The organism is Halococcus thailandensis JCM 13552 (assembly GCF_000336715.1).
Taxonomy (GTDB): Archaea; Halobacteriota; Halobacteria; order Halobacteriales; family Halococcaceae; genus Halococcus; species Halococcus thailandensis.
The window spans coordinates 147,455-163,192 of the sequence record NZ_AOMF01000155.1; the positions used below are offsets into that span (position 1 = coordinate 147,455).

19 protein-coding genes and 1 tRNA gene are annotated in these 15,738 nt (G+C 65.8%); 17 read left to right on the forward strand and 3 right to left on the reverse strand.

The window, feature by feature from the left end:
- The first annotated feature begins 102 nt into the window (after nucleotides 1-102).
- The 14 genes from C451_RS10755 (at nucleotide 103) to C451_RS10820 (ending at nucleotide 11,484) form a co-directional block, all read left to right on the forward strand.
- Complete coding sequence (locus C451_RS10755) at nucleotides 103-363, forward strand: AbrB/MazE/SpoVT family DNA-binding domain-containing protein (RefSeq protein WP_007740474.1); 261 nt, start codon at nucleotides 103-105, stop codon at nucleotides 361-363.
- Nucleotides 363-770, forward strand: coding sequence for a hypothetical protein (locus C451_RS10760; RefSeq protein WP_007740475.1), 408 nt, complete (start codon nucleotides 363-365; stop codon nucleotides 768-770). The genes C451_RS10755 and C451_RS10760 overlap by 1 nt, the downstream gene beginning before the upstream one ends.
- A gap of 97 nt (nucleotides 771-867) precedes the next feature.
- Nucleotides 868-2,163, forward strand: a complete 1,296-nt coding sequence (gene aglM, locus C451_RS10765; RefSeq protein WP_007740477.1) for a UDP-glucose 6-dehydrogenase AglM — start codon at nucleotides 868-870, stop codon at nucleotides 2,161-2,163.
- Nucleotides 2,164-2,200: 37 nt separating this feature from the next.
- Nucleotides 2,201-2,788 (forward strand): tRNA (pseudouridine(54)-N(1))-methyltransferase TrmY, encoded by a 588-nt coding sequence (gene trmY, locus C451_RS10770; RefSeq protein ID WP_007740478.1) that lies wholly within the window; start codon nucleotides 2,201-2,203, stop codon nucleotides 2,786-2,788.
- Nucleotides 2,789-2,837: 49 nt separating this feature from the next.
- On the forward strand, nucleotides 2,838-3,254 hold the full coding sequence (locus tag C451_RS10775; RefSeq protein ID WP_007740479.1) for an EamA family transporter: 417 nt from the start codon (nucleotides 2,838-2,840) through the stop codon (nucleotides 3,252-3,254).
- A gap of 41 nt (nucleotides 3,255-3,295) precedes the next feature.
- Nucleotides 3,296-3,368 (forward strand) — tRNA-Pro (locus tag C451_RS10780).
- A gap of 273 nt (nucleotides 3,369-3,641) precedes the next feature.
- Nucleotides 3,642-3,944 carry a hypothetical protein gene (locus C451_RS10785; protein WP_007740480.1) on the forward strand — a complete coding sequence of 101 codons (303 nt, stop codon included), beginning with the start codon at nucleotides 3,642-3,644 and terminating at the stop codon, nucleotides 3,942-3,944.
- A complete protein-coding gene (locus C451_RS10790; RefSeq protein WP_007740481.1) occupies nucleotides 3,945-4,451 on the forward strand; it encodes a hypothetical protein in 507 nt (168 codons plus the stop codon). It begins immediately after the preceding gene.
- 48 nt (nucleotides 4,452-4,499) lie between these two features.
- Complete coding sequence (locus C451_RS10795) at nucleotides 4,500-5,558, forward strand: saccharopine dehydrogenase family protein (RefSeq protein ID WP_007740482.1); 1,059 nt, start codon at nucleotides 4,500-4,502, stop codon at nucleotides 5,556-5,558.
- A gap of 67 nt (nucleotides 5,559-5,625) precedes the next feature.
- Complete coding sequence (locus C451_RS10800; protein WP_007740483.1) at nucleotides 5,626-6,519, forward strand: alpha/beta fold hydrolase; 894 nt, start codon at nucleotides 5,626-5,628, stop codon at nucleotides 6,517-6,519.
- Complete coding sequence (locus C451_RS10805; RefSeq protein WP_007740484.1) at nucleotides 6,516-7,079, forward strand: NUDIX hydrolase; 564 nt, start codon at nucleotides 6,516-6,518, stop codon at nucleotides 7,077-7,079. Before C451_RS10800 ends, C451_RS10805 begins: the two co-directional genes overlap by 4 nt.
- Nucleotides 7,080-7,102: 23 nt before the next feature.
- Nucleotides 7,103-8,602 (forward strand): tRNA guanosine(15) transglycosylase TgtA, encoded by a 1,500-nt coding sequence (gene tgtA, locus C451_RS10810; RefSeq protein ID WP_007740486.1) that lies wholly within the window; start codon nucleotides 7,103-7,105, stop codon nucleotides 8,600-8,602.
- A complete protein-coding gene (arcS, locus tag C451_RS10815) occupies nucleotides 8,599-10,341 on the forward strand; it encodes an archaeosine synthase subunit alpha (RefSeq protein WP_007740488.1) in 1,743 nt (580 codons plus the stop codon). The genes tgtA and arcS overlap by 4 nt, the downstream gene beginning before the upstream one ends.
- A 72-nt stretch (nucleotides 10,342-10,413) precedes the next feature.
- Nucleotides 10,414-11,484, forward strand: coding sequence for an archaeosine biosynthesis radical SAM protein RaSEA (locus tag C451_RS10820; protein WP_007740489.1), 1,071 nt, complete (start codon nucleotides 10,414-10,416; stop codon nucleotides 11,482-11,484).
- A gap of 221 nt (nucleotides 11,485-11,705) precedes the next feature.
- Here the strand turns inward: C451_RS10820 and purQ are convergent, their stop codons facing one another.
- The 3 genes from purQ to C451_RS10835 all read right to left on the reverse strand — a co-directional run bounded on the left by purQ (nucleotide 11,706) and on the right by C451_RS10835 (nucleotide 13,813).
- Nucleotides 11,706-12,383, reverse strand: coding sequence for a phosphoribosylformylglycinamidine synthase I (purQ, locus tag C451_RS10825; RefSeq protein WP_007740491.1), 678 nt, complete (start codon nucleotides 12,381-12,383; stop codon nucleotides 11,706-11,708).
- Nucleotides 12,380-12,631: a phosphoribosylformylglycinamidine synthase subunit PurS gene (gene purS, locus C451_RS10830; protein ID WP_007740493.1), complete on the reverse strand. Its 252-nt coding sequence runs from the start codon at nucleotides 12,629-12,631 to the stop codon at nucleotides 12,380-12,382. Before purS ends, purQ begins: the two co-directional genes overlap by 4 nt.
- Before the next feature lie 159 nt (nucleotides 12,632-12,790).
- Complete coding sequence (locus tag C451_RS10835) at nucleotides 12,791-13,813, reverse strand: phosphoribosylaminoimidazolesuccinocarboxamide synthase (RefSeq protein WP_007740494.1); 1,023 nt, start codon at nucleotides 13,811-13,813, stop codon at nucleotides 12,791-12,793.
- Between the two features lie 96 nt (nucleotides 13,814-13,909).
- Between C451_RS10835 and C451_RS22635 the strand changes: the two genes are divergently transcribed.
- Genes C451_RS22635 through cofH form a run of 3 tightly spaced genes read left to right on the forward strand, consistent with a single transcriptional unit; the run spans nucleotide 13,910 to nucleotide 15,734 of the window.
- Nucleotides 13,910-14,071, forward strand: coding sequence for a hypothetical protein (locus C451_RS22635; protein ID WP_161605861.1), 162 nt, complete (start codon nucleotides 13,910-13,912; stop codon nucleotides 14,069-14,071).
- Nucleotides 14,068-14,325 carry a hypothetical protein gene (locus C451_RS10840; protein ID WP_007740496.1) on the forward strand — a complete coding sequence of 86 codons (258 nt, stop codon included), beginning with the start codon at nucleotides 14,068-14,070 and terminating at the stop codon, nucleotides 14,323-14,325. Before C451_RS22635 ends, C451_RS10840 begins: the two co-directional genes overlap by 4 nt.
- Nucleotides 14,326-14,372: 47 nt before the next feature.
- Nucleotides 14,373-15,734, forward strand: a complete 1,362-nt coding sequence (gene cofH, locus C451_RS10845) for a 7,8-didemethyl-8-hydroxy-5-deazariboflavin synthase subunit CofH (protein WP_007740499.1) — start codon at nucleotides 14,373-14,375, stop codon at nucleotides 15,732-15,734.
- Nucleotides 15,735-15,738 lie beyond the last annotated feature (4 nt).

The following is a 15,738-nucleotide window of genomic DNA, read 5'->3' on the forward strand; positions in this document are numbered from 1 at the left end:
AATAGTGGAATCTATCTCCGCTGACGCATCTTTCTGTGTGGCTGCAGAGCTCACTCATCCCTGCCCCACAGGACTAAGGTAATACAGCAAGTATTACTGAGTATGAGCGAATCCACACGCGTCACGGAGAAGGGACAGGCGACGATTCCGAAGGAACTCCGTGAAAAATACGATCTTGAGCCCGGTGACGAGGTCGTCTGGGTCGACACCGACGAGGGCATCGTCGTGCAGAAGCGTACGCGCACCAGCGGGCGCGGAATGCTCGTACCCGACGATATCTCCGAGGGAAAGCGTGCGGAGATCGCCGACGAACTGGCACAGCGCGTTCGTGACCGTCGGGATCGCAACTACGAGGAAATCTAATGTCGACGTACACCGCCGACGCCGTCGCCCTCCTCGTCTATCTCGTCGATGCGCTCCCGAGCGGGGCGGATCGGGTTTTCACCGAGGCCGAAGCCGCGAAAACCGTCATTCAGGCACCGAGCACGGCGCTCGCCGAAGTGCTGTATTCGGTCTCCCGCGACAAAGACGTCCGCGGTATCACCCTCACGGGAACGCCGGAGGACGCCCGACAGGCACTGGTTGGAAACGGTCCCGTCGCCGTCGCACCAGTCGACGACGCCGAACTGGTCGAGTACGCGCAGGTGGTGGACGCGTTCAGCATCCACGACGCCCTGATCGTCAGTAGCCACCGAGCACAGGGCACGGACGCGATCCTCACGACGGACGGCATTATCCACGATGCCGGCTACGAGACCGTTTGGGACTGATACGGACGCCGACGGACCGGAAACCGTCGTTCGTCAATCACGACTCCTATTGCTGAGCTATCCAAATCCTCAAAGCGGCCGCCGTGGAACGGGTTCCATGAACGTGAGCGTCGTCGGCAGCGGCTACGTCGGCACCACGGTCGCGGCGTGTCTCGCCGATCTCGGGCATGAGGTGACCGCCATCGACATCGACACGGAGATCGTCGAGACGATCAACTCGGGCGAGACGCCGATCCACGAACCGGGGCTCGCCGAACTGGTCGAAACACACGCCGGCGAGCGACTGCACGCGACGACTGATCACGCTGCTCTCCGCGAGACTGACGTCACCTTTCTCGCGCTCCAGACGCCCTCGCGCGAGGACGGCAGCATCGATCTCGGCGCGCTCGAAGCCGGTACGCGCGACGTTGGCGAGGCTCTCGCCGAAAAGGAGGACTACCACCTCGTCGTCGTCAAGAGCACGGTGATCCCCGGCACCGTCGAGGAACGGCTCGAACCGCTGCTCGAAGAGGTCTCAGGGCAGGAAGCTGGCGAGCAGTTCGGCGTCGCGGTCAACCCCGAGTTCCAGAGCCAGGGCTCGGCCGTCGCCGACTTCATGGGGCCCGACAAACTCGTCTTTGGAGCCGAGGGCGAACGTGCGCTCGATCGCCTCGACGAACTGTACGCGCCCCTCGTCGCCGACAACGGCGGGATCCCGATCGTCGAGACCGGTCGTCGCGAGGCGATGATGGTCAAATACGCCAACAACGTCTTCCTCGCGGGGAAGATCAGCCTCATCAACGAACTCGGCAACCTCTGCAAGGAGTTCGGCGTCGATTCCTACGACGTGGCGGAGGCCATCGGGCTCGACGAGCGCATCGGGGCGAAGTTCCTCCGGTCGGGCGTGGGCTGGGGCGGCTCGTGCTTCCCGAAGGACACCGATGCCCTCCGCGCAGCCGGCCGCGAGGCAGGCTACGAGCCGGAACTGCTCGACAGCGTGGTCGCGGTCAACGACGGCCAGCCCCGGCGGATGCTCGATCTGCTCGAACGGCACACCAATGTCGAAGGCCGACGGATCGCCGTGCTCGGACTCGCGTTCAAACCCGGAACGGACGACATCCGTGGGTCGCGCGCGACGCTCGTCATCGACGACCTGCTCGATCGCGGGGCGAGCGTGGCCGCCTACGATCCGGTCGCTAGCGACGCGATGGCCGAAAAGTTCCCCGATGTCGAATACGTCGAGTCGGCGCAAGCGGCGCTCGCCGACGCTCACGGCGCGCTCGTCGTCACCGACTGGGACGAGTTCGCGACGCTCGACGGGGAATTCGACGACATGGAACAGCAGATCGTCGTCGACGGCCGGCGCATCGTCGATTCCCGGGACGGGATGACCTACGAAGGCCTGACCTGGTGATCGACGGCGCTATTCCGATCGAGTAGTGAGTCACGTCATGCGCCAGTTCGTCGTTCTCGGTCACGAAGTGCCGCTCGACGCCGATCTCTCGCTGGACGATCTCACGGGAGCCGGGCGACTGGACGTGCTCTGTCGCTGCGTGAACTCGGCGTTCTGTCTCTCGCACGCGATCCGCGAGGACACTCGTGTCTGGCTCGTCCTCCGGGACGAGTTCGCGATCCGATTCGAGGGCTCCGCACTCAGAAACCTCAATCCCGACGAGCGCTCGACGGCGGCGCTCGTGCGCGGAGCGCTCGACGAAAAGGACGGCGCGATCGGCCACATGGCCGCCGAGAGTTCACCCGGCGTGTCGATCTCGCGGCGCGGGCTCGCGGGCGTGCTCGACGAACTCGATGGCACGCTGCTCGAACTCCACGAGGAGGGTGAACCGGTCGTCGAGAGCGACGTGCCGGCTGATCCGGCGTTCGTGCTCTCGGATCATCGGGATTTCATCGCGCGTGAGGCGGAGTTACTCACGGAGCGGGCCGACCGGCGGGTGCGTCTGGGGCCCGAACGGCTCCACGCCGACCACGCGATCACGGTCGCGCACAACTGGCTCGACACCAGTGGCTTCGCGCGCTACTGACGAGCGCCGAAGCTAAAGGGTATGTACGACCCGCACGAGTCGAGTGAACATGCACTATCTCGGCTGGGCGCTCATCGCGCTCGTCGGCTACAGCATCTTCACCCCGCTGGCGTCGCTCGCGATGGACAACGCGCCGTCGAGCGTGGTCGCGATGGTCGCCAACGGCGTTCTCCTCGTCTCGGCGGTCGGTCTCACCGTCTACGAGAACGAATCGCTGACGTCGTACTTCGGCGGGCGGACAGCGCTCTACATGCTCGGTGCGGGCGTGTTCCTCGCGGTCGGCATTCTCGCGTACTACCGCGCGCTCGCGGCCGGCCCGGTGAGCATCGTCACGCCCGTCTACGCCATGTTCCTCGTCGGCAGCACGGCCCTGAGCGTGCTCTTTCTCGACGATTCGCTGACGCTCAAGAAGAGCGCGGGCATCGTGCTCGCGGTCGTCGCGGTCTATCTCACCGCGACCGGGTAGAACGGAAAGGTTAACACGCTCGTGACCGTGAGTCCGACTGCGGGCCGGTGGGGTAGCTTGGTATCCTTCGGCCTTCGGGTGGCCGTAACCGCGATTCGAATTCGCGCCGGCCCATACATCCCCCACATTTTGCTGCGTTCCGCTCGCTAGCACCCGCTCTACTGGCAAAATGTGGATCAAAAGCCTGCGTTACCCCTTCGCTCCGCTAAGGGGTTCCTTGGCCGCTCGCTCACTACGTTCGCTCGCGGATGCCGCCCTCCGATACCACAGTATCGGACCGGTTGGATGGGAAATCCCGTAGACCTGTCATTGGCGGTCGTCGGAATGCATCCGCTTGGCTCACAACGTACACAAACGTTTTGCGGGTCGACGCTTAATATAGGTTCGATGAGCACCGATAAACGCCGCGTCCAGTTCCGCGCTTCCGAGAAACTCATCGAGCGTACGGATGCGCTGGCGACGGTCCTCGGCACCGATCGCACGGACGTGTTGACCGACGCGCTGCGCGAATATCTCCGGGACGCCGCCCACGACGATCGGCTCACACAGGAGATCGCGGGCGCGTACTACGACGACGAGATCGAGTTCGCGGAACTGAAAGCGCTCGTTGGTCCCGAAGAGGCGGCGAACTTCCGGGTTCTGAAGCGCCAGCTCGACGAATCGCTCACCGATGAACTGGCCGAACTGTAGATGACGAGCGTCGTTGCCGATACGTCGGCGCTGGTCAGCCTCGGCGTCGTGGCTGCCCGCGATCCGTCACCGCTCGACCGTCTGCTCTCGCAATACACCGTCCTCACTGCGACCGAAGTTCGGGACGAACTCCGAGACATCGCGTCGTACGCCGACGAACACGGGCGTGCGGCGGGAGCCGTCCTCGATCGACTGGAGCGAATCGACGTTCGTCGGATCGATCTCGATGCCGATTTCCCGCTCGACGACGGTGAGAACGCTGCCGTGACGCTCGCGAACGACCACGATGCGGAGCTGTTCCTCTGTGACGAGTTCAACCAGCTTGGCCTCGTCCACGCATCGCTAGTCGATACCCGATTGGTGACGACGCCGAAGCTCTTGGCAGTGTTCGTCCACAACGAGCTACTGACCGAAGCAGCTGCCACGGCGGCACTGGACGAGATCGGCGACGTTCGGAGCTGGGCGGACAACAGTTACGTCCAGCGTGCGCGAGCAACGTTCCGATAGCTCCCGCGACCCCTGTGAGTTTTCTCCGTGCCCGTACAACGCGGACGCATGGGAGACGACCTGCTTATCTACGGCTCGTACGGCTATACCGGCGCGCTCATCACCGAAACCGCCGACGAGGAGGGGCTGGAGCCGACACTCGCTGGCCGGCGGGCCGAACCCGTCGAGCGCCAGGCGACCGATCGCGGGCTCGACCATCGCGTGTTCAGCCTCGATCATCCGACGGTCGTCGAATCGAACATTAGCGAGTTCGACGTCATATTGAACTGTGCCGGACCGTTCTCGGCGACAGCCGACCCGCTCGTGGCTGCGTGCATCGAGACCGGCACCGACTACCTCGACATCACCGGCGAGATCGCCGCCTTCGAGGCCACCGCCGAGCGCGATCGCGACGCCGAGAAGGCCGACGTGACGCTGCTACCGGGCGTCGGGTTCGACGTGGTGCCGACCGACTGTCTCGCGGCGTATCTCCACACGAAACACTCCGACGCCGACCGTCTCAGCCTCGCGATCGACGGGTTGGGAACCTTCTCGCCGGGCACGCTGAAGTCGGTCATCGAGGGGCTCTCGCAGGGTGGCGCGGCGCGCATCGACGGCGCGATCGAGAGCGTACCGCCGGCCTGGAAGGTTCGCGATATCGATCTCGGCGGCGGTGCGAGCACGGCCGTGACGATCCCGTGGGGTGACGTCTCGACGGCGTACTACACGACCGGGATCCCGAACGTCGAGACCTACGCGACGATTCCGAGCTACGCCGCGACGATGATGCGGAAAACGGGGCCGCTGACCTCCCTCCTCGGTGTTTCGCCGATCCAGCGCGCGCTCAAGGGGATCGTCGATGCGACTGTCAGCGGCCCGACGGCCGACGAGCGTGCCCGGAGTACCACCCGGATCTGGGGCGAGATCGAGGGCGACGGTAAGCGCGTCGCTGCCCGCCTCCGGACGCCCGACACCTACGAGTTCACCGCGCGGACCGCGACCGAGATCGCCCGACGTGTCTGCGATGACGACATCGAATCCGGATTCCAGACACCCGCGTCGGCGTTCGGCCCGGAGTTCGTCCTCGAATTCGACGGCGTCGAGCGTGAGGACGTGGGTGGACGATGAGCGGCCATCGAGCTGAATCCCGAATTCGATATCGTCGCATGAAGTTTATGTTTGCGAGGACTGCGGTATGAACGATCCGGAACACGAGCCGTGGACCCACGAGTGGGCGCAACTCGACAGTATCGTGCTCCACTACGTCGAAGCCGGCGATCCGGACGATCCGCTCGTAGTGCTGTTGCACGGCTTCCCCGAGTTCTGGTACGCGTGGCGCAACCAGATCGACTCGCTGGCTGCGGCGGGTTTTCACATCGTCGCGCCGGATCTACGTGGGTACAACCGCTCGGAGAAACCGTCCGGCGTCGGTTCCTATCGTCTCGATCGGCTCGTCGACGACGTCGTCGAACTCGTCGATCACTTCGGGGTCGAGCGCGCAAATATCGTCGGGCACGACTGGGGTGGGGTCATCGCGTGGGAACTCGGCCATCGGCGACCCGATCGCCTCGATCGCCTCGCGGTGCTGAACGCACCGCATCCCGAAGCACTCGAACGCGAACTGCGCTCGCCGGCACAGCTCGCTCGCTCCTGGTACGCGCTGTTCTTCCAGCTGCCCCAGGTTCCCGAGGCGATTCTGGGACGCACCGATGGCTGGCTCGGCGCGCTGTTGCGAACCGACCCATCGAACCCGACGGCGTTCGACGAGTCGGTCATCGAACGGTACGAGCACGCGATTTCCCGCCCCGGCGCGCTCACGGCGGCGATCGACTACTATCGGGCGTTCGGTCGCTCCCAGTTGCGCCGCTGGGTCGGGCTTGCGGAATCGAACGCACGACACCCGACGATCGAAGCCGAAACCCTCGTGATCTGGGGCGAGCAGGATCGCGCGCTCGGCACCGAACTGCTCGACGGACTCGATCGCTGGGTTCCAGACGTTCGTATCGAACGCCTTCCCGAAGCGAGCCACTGGGTGCAAAACGACGCTTCGGAGCCCGTGACCGATCTCCTGGAGGAGTTTCTCAAATGAGTGACTTCGATCCGCTCGCGTGGGAGACACTCGAATCGAGCACGGCCTACTCCTATCCGGGGTTCGACGTCGTCAACGAGCGGGTGCGCCTGCCGGACGGCACCGAGACGGAATTCGATTCAGTCACCGAACCCGCCGCCGTCGTCGTGTTGGGGTTCACGCCGGCGGACGAGGTCGTGGTCATCGAGGAGTGGCGACAGGCGGTCGAGCGCGTGAATCGCGGGTTGCCGGCCGGCACCGTCGAGCCCGACGAAAACATCGAGCAGGCGGCGCGACGCGAGTTCGAGGAGGAGACGGGCTACGTCGCCGACGAGATGGACCACCTCACGACCGTCGAGCCGCTCAACGGGCTCGCGGACTCGGTCCATCATCACTTCGTCGCGCATGGCTGTCGACCCACGGGCTCACAGGAACTGGACGACAACGAAACGATTCGGGTCGATACGGCGGAATACGAGGATCTGCTCGGCGCGATCGCGGACGACGACCTCCGCGACGGGCGCAGCGCGCTCTGCCTGCTCTATCACGCCCGCTTCGGTGCGGAAAGCGGAGTGCCTTAGACACGCGACGGTCGACTCACCCCATGAACGACGTTTTCGAACTCCGCAGCGCCGACGCCGCCGGCCGCATCGGCGAGCTTCGAGTGCCGCGATCCGACACGGTTGTCGAGACGCCCGCACTCATGCCCGTCGTCAACCCAAACCTCCAGACGATTTCGCCCGCGCGGCTCGAAAACGAGTTCGGTGCGGAGATATGTATCACTAACGGCTATATCATTTCCCAGAGCGACTACCGCGAGGAGGTGCTCTCGAAAGGCCTCCACGAATTTCTCGATTTCTCCGGCGCGATCATGACCGACTCGGGATCGTTCCAACTGGCCGAATACGGCGAGATCGACGTCACGAGCGCCGAAATACTGGACTTCCAGTATCGGATCGGCTCCGACATCGGCACGCCGGTCGACATCCCGACGCCGCCCGAGGCGGGCCGCGAGCGCGCCGCCGACGAGCTCGCGACCACACAGGATCGACTCGAATCGATCCAGGACGTCGACACCGGCGAGATGCTCGTCAACGCCCCGGTGCAGGGTGGCGTCTACACCGATCTCCGCGAGCGAGCCGCCCGCGACGCCCGCGCGACCGGGCTCGATATCCACCCGATCGGCGCGGTCGTGCCACTGATGAACGCCTACGAGTACGGGAAAATGGTCGACGTGGTCGCGGCCGCGAAGCGCGGACTGGGTTCGAACTCGCCCGTCCACCTCTTTGGCGCGGGCCATCCGATGATGTTCGCGCTCGCGGTCGCGCTCGGCTGCGATCTGTTCGACTCGGCGGCCTACGCGCTCTACGCGCGCGACGACCGCTATCTCACCGTTCGGGGCACCGAACGCCTCTCCGAGCTCGAATATCTCCCCTGCGAGTGCCCGGTCTGTGTCGCGCACACGCCCGACGAACTCCGCGCGATGCCCGACGACGAGCGCGAGACGCGCCTGGCCGAGCACAACCTCCACGTGAGCTTCGGCGAGCTCCGGCGCATCAAGCAGGCCATCCGCCGGGGCGATCTGCTCGAACTCGTCGAGGCGCGCGCCCGCGGCCATCCCGCGATGCTCGACGGCTATCGCGCGCTGCTCGATCACGCTGACCAGCTCGAAGCCGAGGATTCGGCCTCGAAAGACGCTTTCTTCCATCTCTCCGCCGAGAGCGCCCGTCGGCCCGAGGTCCGTCGCCATCACGAGCGCCTCGCACGGCTCTCGGTCGATGGTGATATCCTGCTGACCGAGGGTGACACCAACGCCGCGTACGACGAATCCTGGCGCGTCGTCCCGCCGTTCGGTCCGTTCCCGCGCGCGCTCTCGGAGACGTACCCGCTCACCGCGGAGGTGCCCGAACGACTCGACGATCCGGCCTACGAGAGTGCCGCGAGCGGGGTGGCGAAGCTCGTGGCGGCGAACCCCGCCACCGAGTTCACGCTCGCCCACCGGAACTGGCCCGAGCGCGCGCTCGAAACGGTTCCCGATCGGGTTCGATGTTCGCCGCTCGAATCGATGGACGAATACGAGGAGCGCGGCGAGGGGGAGCCATGACCGAGTTCTTCGAAATCCACGCGCGCGACGGGCCGGCGCGCATCGGCGAACTCCGACTGACGGAGTCGCTCACGACGCCCGCGCTCGTCGGCGACCGGATCGACGATGCGGGCAGTCTCTGGCCCGAAGCGCGCGAGACGCCCACCGGCGATCCGGATTCACTCACCGTTCTTCCACACCGAGCGCTGCCGACCGGTACGCCCGACGAAGTCCAGTCGGCGTTCGCGGTCGACTCACCCGAAATCGATGGGCCGAGCGCCGCGGTGCTCTCGTCGGGAACAGCTAACGATCATGGGAGTGACGCCTACGTCCTCTCCGACGCACAGGGGCTCGTCGGCCACGCCCGCGCGTTCGTCGAAGGGATCGTCGACGTGAAGCGTGCGATCCCCGACGACGCGGCGCTCTATCTGCCGGGTGTGGCGACGCCGGCCAACGTCGCCCTGCTCGCGTACGCGGGTGTCGACCTGTTCGACGCCGATCGCGCGGTCGTGAAGGGTACGCAAGGAAAGTATCTCACGAGCGACGGCGAGCAGTTCCTCGTCGATCTCGACGAGCTGCCCTGTGCCTGTCCGGCCTGCCAGCAGGGGATCGACGAATTCGATCGCGAGGACTGTGCGGCCCACAACGAGAACGTGCTCCGCGCCCGGATCGCGACCGTGCGGGGTCGCATCCGTCGGGGTCGACTCCGCGACTATCTGGAGGGTCAGGCTCGCCACGAGGCGTGGCTCACCGCCGCTCTCCGTCGGTTCGACCAGCAGTATTCGTATCTCGAAGCGCACGCACCGGTCTTCCGGCGCGACGAACTGCTCGCCGCGAGCGAGGAGAGCCTTCGACGCGTCGAGATCCAGCGCTTCGCCGAGCGCGTGACCGAGCGGTATAGAAATCGGTTTGCCAACCCGCTCGTGCTCGTGCCCTGTTCGGCGACGAAACCCTACAGCGAGTCCCAGAGCCACGGACAGTTCCACGACGCGATCGGCTTCCGGGCGCACACCGTCTCGATGACCTCGCCTATCGGCGTCGTGCCCCAGGAGCTCGAATGCACCTACCCGGCCCAGCACTACGACTCCGTCGTGACGGGTGAGTGGACCGCCGGCGAGGTCGAGTTCGTCGCCAGCGTCCTGGAAGCCTACCTCGAACGCAACGACTACCCGCGGGTGATCGCTCACGTGCCCGACGACTACCGACGGATCACCGAGCGCGTCGAGGAGAGCCTCGACACCGAGTTCGAGTACACGGTCGAAGCCCACCCCACGACGAGTGGCTCCCTATCGAACCTCGCCGACGCGCTCTCGGGCGAGCTGAAGTACTCCAAACGCGAGCGCGAGCACAACACCGTCCGAGCCATCGCCGACTACCAGTTCGGCCCCGCTGCCGGCGACGCGCTCTTCGAGGAGATCTCGACGGAGGGGCGCTATCCGAAGCTCAGAGTCCACGGTGACGACCATCTCGCCACGATGGTGCCCCAGTACGGAACGCTCGCGCTCACACTCGCGGGCGCACACCGCTGGGTCGCGAGCGATGCACCGACCAAGACCGTCGAGATCGACGAGTTCGTCCCCCACGGCAGCGTGCTCGCGCCGGGGATCGTCGAGGCGAGCGAGGAGATCCGTGTCGGCGACGAGGTCGTCGTCAGGGGACCGAAGGCGTTCGCGATCGGGCGCGCGACGATGCACGGGCGCGCGATGACCGAGGCTTCCCGCGGGATGGCCGTCGACGTCCGTCACGTCGAGGAGCGATAGGCGACGGGAAGTATCGGGGACGGGCGTCGGCGGGGCGGTGGGGTTTTGCCGCTCCACGGGGTATATCGTCCAATGAGCCAGCCGAGCCCCGAGGTCTACGAGGCGGGGAAGGGCATGGACGCCCACAACGCCGCGATGCGCGAGATCCGCGCGCGCAACGACCAGACCTACGATCCGCACGAACCCACACGGGTCTGGGTCGACGAGGACAACACGCCCGACGGCGTGCGGGACAGCCTGACGATCATCCTCAACACGGGTGGCTGTCGCTGGGCGCGCGCCGGCGGCTGTACGATGTGTGGCTACGTCGCCGAATCGGTCGAGGGCGGGACAGTCGCCCACGACGCCCTCATGGACCAGCTCGACGTCTGCCTCGAACACGAACGCGAACACGCCGACGGACCGTGTCCGCTGATCAAGATCTACACGTCGGGCAGTTTTCTCGACGAGCGCGAGGTGCCCGCCGAGACCCGACGAGCGATCGCCGAGGCCTTCGGCGACCGCGAGCGCATCGTCGTCGAGTCGCTGCCGGATTTCGTCGAACACGATCGTCTCGCCGACTTCACCGAGCAGGGGCTCGCGGTCGACGTGGCGGTCGGACTGGAGACCGCCACGGATCGGGTGCGCCACGACTGCGTGAACAAGTACTTCGATTTCGACGATTTCGTCGCGGCGAGCGAACAGGCCCGCGACGCGGGTGCCGGCATCAAGGCCTATCTCCTGATGAAACCGCCCTTCCTCAGCGAGTCCGAAGCTGTCGCGGACATGATCTCCTCGGTCGAGCGCTGTGCGGAGTACGCCCACACCGTCTCGATGAACCCTACCAATGTCCAGCGCCACACGATGGTCGAGGAACTGTATCACGACGGCGGCTACCGCCCGCCGTGGCTCTGGTCCGTGGCCGAAGTCCTTTACGAGACCGCGGATGTCGACGCGCTCGTGATCTCCGATCCGGTGGGCCACGGCTCCGATCGCGGTCCACACAACTGCGGGGAGTGCGACGATCACGTTCAAACTGCTATCAAGGACTTCGATCTCAGACAGGATCCTTCGGTGTTCGAGCAGGTCTCCTGCGAATGCGAGCGAACCTGGGAGGCGGTGATGGAGCGCGAGAAGAGCTACGGGATGCCGCTGGCGCGATAGCGACCCTTCGGCGGACCGTTTCGCTACGGATCGACCGTCGGCTGCCGACTCGTCAGTTCGTGATCAGTCGTCCGCGTCGATCTCGGCCCCACACTCGGGACAGGTCTCGTCGGCGATCGAGAGCTGGAGATCACAGTTCGGACAGACCGCACGATAACACGCACGCTCACCCATGTGAGTCGATACCGTATTCACGAACAAAAAGTCACGGTCGCCCGCCTTCACTCGGCGAACGCACGCAGGACGCCCTGACCGTCCGTGCCGCCGAGTTCCGGCAGCGTGGCCCGTTCGGGGTGGGGCATCAACACGGCGACGTGCTCGTCTTCGCCGCAGAGACCCGCCACCGCGCCCGTCGAGCCGTTGGGATTCGCTGCCGGCGTCACGTTTCCGTCCTCGTCACAGTAGCGAAAGAGGATCCGATCCTCGTCGTCGAGGGTGGCGAGTTCTTCCTCGCCGATCTCGAAGCGTCCCTCACCGTGGGCGATCGGGAGCGAGATGACCTCTCTCGCCTCGAACGCGCGCGTCCAGGGTGTTTCGGCGTTCTCGACGCGGAGATGGACGTGCTCGCACTGGAAGCGCGCGCTCGCGTTCGTGGTGAATGCACCGGGTGTCAGCCCCGCCTCGCAGCCGACCTGCGCGCCGTTGCAGATCCCGAGCACCGGCACGCCCTTGCGCGCGGCGTCGCGGACCGCTTCGACGATGGGTGCGCGTCCGGCCATCGCGCCGGCCCGGAGGTAGTCGCCGTAGGAAAAGCCTCCAGGAAGGACGATGCCTGAGGGGTCGTCGGGGAGTCCGTTCTCGTGCCAGACGCGTTCGGCGTCGACGCCCACCGCGTCGAGTGCGCGCACGGCGTCGCGGTCGCAGTTCGAGCCGCCGAACTGGATCACTGCTACCGTCATCTGTTCTCGATTTCGACCGCGTAGTCGTGGATCGTGGGATTGGCGAGCAGCCGTTCGGCCATCGATTCGGCGCGCTCGGCGGCGGCCGCTTCGCTCTCGGCGTCGAGGTCGATCTCGAAGCGGTCGGCCGCGCGGAGCTCCTCCAGTTCGAAACCGAGTCGCGAGAGCGCCTGCCGGGTGGTCTCGGCCTCGGGATCGAGCACGCCCCGCTTCAGTCGCACGGTGACGACGGCGGTGTAGGCGGTCATATCGGGTGGCGGATCCCGGCGGGCGAAAGCGCTTCGGATGGCGTCGATCGAAACCATCTCCGATTGCACTCCAGAGCGACCCGCTGGCTACCGATGTTTCGTGCCCGCTACGCAACGACTTCCGAGTCGGGTAGAAGGGGGGGGGATTGTGAAACGGAACTACGGCAGTTCGCTCGCAGCCTCGACCGCGGCGCTCAGTTCGGGCGCGTCGAACAGCTCGCGACCGACGTAGGCGTTCGCGCCGGCGGTGTAGAGATCGCTCGCGGTCGTGACGACGTCCGCGGCGAGCGGCTCCGGATCGCGCTCGCAGAGCGCTCGCCAGTCGGTTCCGTCGGTCTCTTCGATTTCCCCTTTCGCCGCGGAGACGGCCGCCACCCACTCGGGCTGGGTGCGCTTGTGGTACTGTCTGAGCACCTCCTTCGAGATCTCGTGGCCATCGTACGAGAACCGGTTCTCGTCGAAGGTGCCGACGACGTCCGCGACGCGCACCTCACCGTCGTGGTAGAGACACTCGATTTTACCGTCTTCGTGAGTCAGCCCCACTTCTCGCGCTCGTTCGGTCACGACGCGATTCACCTCGCGCGCGAGCGCCGCGAGTTCGTCGAGCATCGCCCGACCGGCGATCGCGTCCGCTTCCTCCCGCGTGAGATAGCGGTCCTGCTCCTCGAACTTCGTCGAGAACTCGACGACCGGCTCCGGCAATCTCACCGATTCGTCGGGCCACTCCGCGGCGTCGAGGCCCACGTCCTCGGGATCGCGGCGCGAGCGCAGACTCGACCCAACCGGCACCGTGTTCCGGAAGACGATTTCGAGCGGGATCAGGTAGTTGTCACCCGCGTCGGCGTGGAATTTCCCGTACTCGTAGTCGCCGTTCTCGATGGGGAGTTCGGGCACCTGTGCGAGCTCGATCGCCATCTCGCGCGGCGGCTTGTCGGTGTCGGCGAGCTCGACCACCGAACCGTCGGCGACGACGCCGCGGTAGTGTGTCGGGATGCCCTCGGCTTCGAGCAGCGCGAAGTTGTGTGCGCCCATCGTGCAGAGGCTCCGCCCCTTCCCGGGGATCGTGTCGGGCATGCGCCCCCAGTCGAAGATCGAGTAGGCGTCGGTGAAGACGAACCGTCCGCAACCGAGTTCGTCGGGCGTCGCGGGCTGCTCGACGCGGAACTCCTTGACGCTGGTCATGGGGTGACCTCGCCGGCGGCGAACTAAGCGGTTGTCATCCCGCGAGCAAACATATAGGTCGCTCCGTCACCAAACAGCTATTCGATCGCACAGAACATGACCGAAACCATCTGCGACAGATGTAATGCACGCGGCGAGTCACAGTGGCGTATCCGGCTCGAAAACCATTCGAATGGGACCGACGAGCAGGCGTCCTACCGGCTCTGTCGGGGCTGCTGGAACGAACTGAACGCTCGGTTCGACGGGGGCGACCGATGAGCGAGGAGCCGCGGCCGAACGGCACCGATCCCGACCCGCCCGGCGAGACGCCCGATCCGACGCCCGCCGGAACGGACTGCGCACTCTGTGGCACCGAGCTCAGCCCGAGCGAGTATCCCGACTGCCGAGCCGTCCTGATCGACGAGAGCGGTCCGGGCGACGAGACCGAGACGATACGGATGGTCTGCCCCGACTGTTTCGCCGATCTCGACGCCGAGTTCACCGATCACGCGCCGTCGGGCCAGTCGGTTTGAGCGCATCTACCGTGGGGTTTTAACGGGTTCGCCGCGCCAGTCACACCATGCAGCGCTCGCGCGGGGAGTTCGGCTTCGAGTGCGTTCCCGCGACCGACCAGTCGTTCGAGAACGCTCTCCGGAAAGCACGGAACGGCGAACGGCTCGCGGTCGCCGACGGCATCGAACTCATCACGACCGGTACCGACGACGAGGGGATCGACCCCGAGCGAAAGGAGCGCGTGCTCGAAGCCGCCGACCGGCGTCGCGCGGAAGCGGTCGGCGAGCAGGTCACGTTCGTCGCGAACCTCAACAACAACGTCACGACCGCCTGCAACACTGGATGCTTGTTCTGCAATTTCAAGGATAGCTCCCAGCACTTCCGATCGGACGCCGACGAGGACCACGGCGGGTTCACCAAGACGCCGGCCGACTCCCGCGAGATCGTCGAGCGGGCCGCCGAACGCGGTATATACGAAGTCACATCGGTCTCGGGGCTCCATCCCGCCTTCGCGCTCGACGACGAACACCACGAGATCCTGGCGAACTACGACGACGCCGCGAAGACGGTGAACTACCGCCCGCCGGCGGCCTACGACACCGATCCGGGCACCTATCTGGAACAGATGGATGCGATGAGCACGAGTGGGATCCACCTCCACTCGATGACGCCGGAGGAGGCCTACCACGCCCGCCGCGGCACCGACTGGAGCTACGAGGAAGTGTACGGCCGCCTCCAGAAGGCAGGCCTGGATTCGGTGCCCGGAACCGCGGCCGAAATCCTCGTCGACGAGGTGCGCGACGTCATCTGTCCGGGCAAGATCGACACCGACGGCTGGCTACGGGCGATGAGGGCGGCCGCGGCGGTTGGTCTCGACATGACTGCGACGATCATGTACGGCCACGTCGAGAACGCGGCCCATCGGGTGAAACACCTCCAGCGCGTGCGCGAGCTACAGGACGAGACGGGCGCGATCACCGAGTTCGTTCCCCTCTCCTTTATTCACCCGAACACGCCGCTCGCCGAGCGCGGCATCGTCGAATCAGGAGCCACGGACGACGAGGACGAGTTGATGATCGCTGTCTCGCGGCTGTTCCTCGACAACGTCGACAACATCCAGTCGAGCTGGGTGAAGTACGGCGACCAGCAGGGGCTCAAGATGCTCTCGTGTGGCGCGAACGATTTCATGGGCACCATCCTCTCCGAGGAGATCACCAAGCGTGCGGGCGGCGAGTTCGGCGAGTACCGGAGCTTCGACGAGTACGTCGAGATGATTTCGGCGATCGGGCGGACACCCGCCGAGCGCTCGACGGACTACCGGCAGGTGCGCGAGATCGACGTCGACGCTCCCGACGGGCCGCGACTCGGGCCACAGGCCGACGGGACGCCGCTGTTCGACGGGACGAGCCACGCACCCGCCGACGACTGAGCGC

Coding starts and splice junctions, on each gene's coding strand:
- C451_RS10755 (WP_007740474.1), top strand. CDS start 103: ATGAGCGAATCCACACGCGTCACGGAGAAGGGACAGGCGACGATTCCG.
- C451_RS10760 (WP_007740475.1), top strand. CDS start 363: ATGTCGACGTACACCGCCGACGCCGTCGCCCTCCTCGTCTATCTCGTC.
- aglM (WP_007740477.1), top strand. CDS start 868: ATGAACGTGAGCGTCGTCGGCAGCGGCTACGTCGGCACCACGGTCGCG.
- trmY (WP_007740478.1), top strand. CDS start 2,201: ATGCGCCAGTTCGTCGTTCTCGGTCACGAAGTGCCGCTCGACGCCGAT.
- C451_RS10775 (WP_007740479.1), top strand. CDS start 2,838: ATGCACTATCTCGGCTGGGCGCTCATCGCGCTCGTCGGCTACAGCATC.
- C451_RS10785 (WP_007740480.1), top strand. CDS start 3,642: ATGAGCACCGATAAACGCCGCGTCCAGTTCCGCGCTTCCGAGAAACTC.
- C451_RS10790 (WP_007740481.1), top strand. CDS start 3,945: ATGACGAGCGTCGTTGCCGATACGTCGGCGCTGGTCAGCCTCGGCGTC.
- C451_RS10795 (WP_007740482.1), top strand. CDS start 4,500: ATGGGAGACGACCTGCTTATCTACGGCTCGTACGGCTATACCGGCGCG.
- C451_RS10800 (WP_007740483.1), top strand. CDS start 5,626: ATGAACGATCCGGAACACGAGCCGTGGACCCACGAGTGGGCGCAACTC.
- C451_RS10805 (WP_007740484.1), top strand. CDS start 6,516: ATGAGTGACTTCGATCCGCTCGCGTGGGAGACACTCGAATCGAGCACG.
- tgtA (WP_007740486.1), top strand. CDS start 7,103: ATGAACGACGTTTTCGAACTCCGCAGCGCCGACGCCGCCGGCCGCATC.
- arcS (WP_007740488.1), top strand. CDS start 8,599: ATGACCGAGTTCTTCGAAATCCACGCGCGCGACGGGCCGGCGCGCATC.
- C451_RS10820 (WP_007740489.1), top strand. CDS start 10,414: ATGAGCCAGCCGAGCCCCGAGGTCTACGAGGCGGGGAAGGGCATGGAC.
- purQ (WP_007740491.1), bottom strand. CDS start 12,383: ATGACGGTAGCAGTGATCCAGTTCGGCGGCTCGAACTGCGACCGCGAC.
- purS (WP_007740493.1), bottom strand. CDS start 12,631: ATGACCGCCTACACCGCCGTCGTCACCGTGCGACTGAAGCGGGGCGTG.
- C451_RS10835 (WP_007740494.1), bottom strand. CDS start 13,813: ATGACCAGCGTCAAGGAGTTCCGCGTCGAGCAGCCCGCGACGCCCGAC.
- C451_RS22635 (WP_161605861.1), top strand. CDS start 13,910: ATGACCGAAACCATCTGCGACAGATGTAATGCACGCGGCGAGTCACAG.
- C451_RS10840 (WP_007740496.1), top strand. CDS start 14,068: ATGAGCGAGGAGCCGCGGCCGAACGGCACCGATCCCGACCCGCCCGGC.
- cofH (WP_007740499.1), top strand. CDS start 14,373: ATGCAGCGCTCGCGCGGGGAGTTCGGCTTCGAGTGCGTTCCCGCGACC.